The sequence below is a fragment of the Paraburkholderia sp. genome, assembly GCF_049581445.1.
Lineage (GTDB): Bacteria > Pseudomonadota > Gammaproteobacteria > Burkholderiales > Burkholderiaceae > Paraburkholderia.
In genome coordinates, this window is the sequence record NZ_JBAURZ010000334.1 from 1 (window position 1) to 1,820 (window position 1,820).

The 1,820-nt window shown below is 62.9% G+C and carries 2 protein-coding genes; one reads left to right on the forward strand and one right to left on the reverse strand.

Annotated elements, in window-relative coordinates; all coding sequences use genetic code 11:
* Positions 1–112 precede the first annotated feature (112 nt).
* A complete protein-coding gene (locus tag WCA85_RS27775) occupies positions 113–604 on the reverse strand; it encodes a DUF2844 domain-containing protein (RefSeq protein WP_424068077.1) in 492 nt (163 codons plus the stop codon).
* A gap of 467 nt (positions 605–1,071) precedes the next feature.
* On the opposite strand from WCA85_RS27775, the gene bamC reads away from it, so the two are divergent.
* A partial coding sequence (gene bamC, locus WCA85_RS27780) for an outer membrane protein assembly factor BamC (protein WP_424068078.1) occupies positions 1,072–1,820 on the forward strand: 749 nt, incomplete at its 3' end.

Here is a 1,820-nt window from a genome sequence, read left to right on the forward strand (position 1 = left end):
GTTGTGCTGTTGCCCGGACTGCCACCACCGCCGCCGCAACCGGTTAGCGCAGCGGACAGCGCACCCGCAATGAGAACCAGGGACACGATGCGAATCGACATGGCGGCCCCCGTTAATTCAGATCGTCCGGCTTGACGCCGGCAGGCAGGGCGGCGGGCAGCCAGGCGCGGCCCACGTAACTGCGCATCTGGCCACCCGACTCGACCACAACATCGGCCCCGGCCACGTGGGACGCGTGCAGATCGCGGCCCTCAGACAGACCGGCGGTCGCGCCCGCGCGGTACGACGCGTTGTAGGGGCCGAGCAGCGCAGTCAGGTCCGGCATGGTCGGTCCCTGCCAGGTGTAGGCGAAGATCCGGCCGGTATTCGACGCGTATTCGTTGACGGTCGTGCCGCCCGCGTCGATGCTGGTGCGCATCAGCATTGCGCCGTCCAGCAACGTGACCGGCGCGCTGCCCTGCGAGTCGCCCTGTGAGCTTGCCTGCGTGCCTGCCATCGCGCCGCCAAGCTCCGCAAATGCGATGGTCGCGGGCGACAGGACGGACAACGCGGCGCTCAGTGTTGCGCTCAGCGCGAGGCGTTGGCCGAGAGAATAAATGGTCATGCTGAATACCCCGAAATAACCTGGTGGTCTTTTTAAGATGGCTAAATTCAAGATAGCACCGGGGGTCGTTCGTCCGTCCGCGCGAGCTTGGCAACGGGGCTTGAAATCTCCGGTTGAGCGCTTTTCGGGAGTGGGGAATGCGCCATTAAAACAAGGGCATAGCGCGGCGCTGAGGACCTTTTGGAGGCGCCGCCGAGAGTGTGGCCAATTGTTAAATTAGCGCGCTGGACGAGATGCTGCGCGGGCTTTTTGAAACGAAAAAGGGTGGTGCAAGGTCGGCTCGAAGCGCTCACAGCCGTCATGATCCGGCGGGCGGCGGCTTGCTCTCGAAACGCTGTTTCGGATCGCGGTGCAAGGGTGCGGAATGGGCCGTAAACCGGCTTTTTGCACAGGTGCGCCCGGGATCGGTAAAATGACGGGTTGATCCACGGAAACTTGCCGTGGCGTAGCGGAAGGATTCCCTGAACATGACTCATCTTCGTCTTACCAAGCGGTATGCAGTATTGCTGATGGCAGGTGGGCTCGTCGCCGGCTGTGGTACCTCGTCGCCGACCCAGATTGACTACAAGAGCGATTCGAAATCGAAGCAAGTGTCACTGGCCGTGCCGCCGAACATGATCGATGAGACGTCCGATCAGCGTTCGCTGCCGCCGCAGGGCGGCGCAACCTCGCTGTCCACGCTCCAGCAGGTGCAGGCGAAGGCGCCTACCTCCGACCTGACCGTCGTGCCGGCCGTGAGCGGTATGCACATTCAACGTGACGGGACGGAAAGCTGGCTCGTCATCGACGGCAAGACGCCTGAGCAGGCGTGGCCGCAAATCCGCCGTTTCTGGCAGGAACAGGGCTTCCTGCTGGTGGTCGACCAGCGCGATACGGGCGTAATGGAGACCGACTGGAACGAAACCCACGCGCAGATCAACGAAGGGTTGATTCGCGACACGTTGTCGAAGGCAATGGGCAACTCGTACGTCGCATCAGAGCGTAACAAGTACCGCACACGACTGGAAACGGCGCCCAACGGCGGCACCTATGTGTTCATCAGCCAGAAGGGCATGCAGGAAGTCCTGACCGGCACGAACAACGACTCGTCCGAATGGAAACCGAAGCCTAACGATCCGGGCCTCGAAACCGAATACCTGAAGCGCCTGATGGCGTCGCTCGCGGCAGCCGATTCGCGCACGACGGCCGGCGACACGCAAGCCGCGCCGCTGTCGCC

Coding starts and splice junctions, on each gene's coding strand:
- WCA85_RS27775 (WP_424068077.1), bottom strand. CDS start 604: ATGACCATTTATTCTCTCGGCCAACGCCTCGCGCTGAGCGCAACACTG.